Origin of the sequence: Massilia pinisoli, from assembly GCF_024753285.1 — a bacterium.
GTDB classification, from domain to species: Bacteria; Pseudomonadota; Gammaproteobacteria; order Burkholderiales; family Burkholderiaceae_D; genus Telluria; species Telluria pinisoli.
Map to the genome: position 1 here is coordinate 1 of NZ_JANUGW010000051.1, position 1,427 is coordinate 1,427.

At 64.4% G+C, this 1,427-nt stretch carries 1 protein-coding gene; it reads right to left on the bottom strand.

Annotated elements, in window-relative coordinates:
• The coding region (locus NX784_RS28685) for a sodium:solute symporter family transporter (RefSeq protein ID WP_258820078.1) at nucleotides 1–1,427 on the bottom strand (1,427 nt) is incomplete at both ends.

Genomic DNA, 1,427 nt, shown 5'->3' on the forward strand with positions numbered 1-1,427 from the left:
CCGCGGGCGAACACGGTGGACAGCAGCACCATGCCGGCAACGACGAGCCAGAACACGATGAACATGCGGTCCAGGAACGGGATCTCGTAGACACCCGAGCCGTTATCGTGGGCGAAACCGATCGGCGCCAGGAACGACAGGTCCATCATCGTCGGCAGGAATTTCAGGATGATCGAGAACACGAGGCCGCCGATCGTGGCGAACATCGCCGCGCTGGACGTGGTCTTTTTCCAGAAGAAGCCCAGCAGGAACATGGCGAGGATGCCCGGCGAGACGAAGCCCGTGTATTCCTGGATGTACTGGAAGCCGCCTTTCTTGTCGATGCCCATCAGCGGGGCGATCACGACGGCCAGCAGCATCGACACGACGACGGTGACGCGGCCGATCCACACCATCTTCTTCTCGGTGACGTCCGGATGCAGGCGCTTCTGGTAGATGTCGAGCGTGAAGATGGTGGCGATGGAGTTGGCCTTGCCGGCCAGCGAGGCGACGACGGCGGCCGTCAGCGCGGCGAACGCGATACCTTTCAGGCCCGACGGCAGCATGGCCAGCAGAGTCGGATAGGCGCGGTCGGGATTCAGTTCGCCGCCGACGCGCATGGCGTCGCCCAGCACGCCGGCACGGTCCAGCGCGAACGCGGCGATACCGGGCATCACGACGATCATCGGCATCAGCAGTTTCAGGAACGCGGCGAACAGCAGGCCTTTGCGGGCGGTCGGCAGGTCGGCGCCGAGGGCGCGCTGCGTGATGTACTGGTTGCAGCCCCAATAGTTCAGGTTCACGATCCACATGCCGCCGATGAGGGTCGACAGGCCCGGCAGGTCCATGTAGTTCTTGTTGTCGCGGCCCAGCACCATCTGGAAGTGGTCGCGCGTCGAGTCGTACAGGTTCGTGAAGCCCTGCATCGCGCCGTGGCCGTTGCCCAGTTTCGCGACGAGGTCCAGCGCCAGCCACGTGGTCACGAGGCCGCCGATGACGAGGCAGGTGACCTGGATGACGTCCGTGTAGCCGATGACTTTCATGCCGCCCAGCGTGATGATCGCGGCGAAGACGGCCAGGAACAGCATGCAGGGGAACACGCCGATGCCGGTGACGCTGCCGATCGCCAGCGCGCCCAGGTACAGGATCGACGTCAGGTTGACGACGACGTACAGGCCGAGCCAGAACAGCGCCATCGTCGTGGCGACGGCCTTGCCGTAGCGCTGTTCGAGGAACTGGGGCATCGTGTAGATGTGGTTCTTCAGGTACACCGGCATGAAGAACACGGCGACGATGACGAGCGTGGCGGCGGCCATCAGTTCGTACACGGCGATGGCCATGCCGATGCGGAAGCCCGAGCCGCTCATGCCGATGAACTGCTCGGCGGAGATGTTCGAGGCGATCAGCGATGCGCCGATGGCCCACCACGTGAGCGAGCCTTCGGCCAG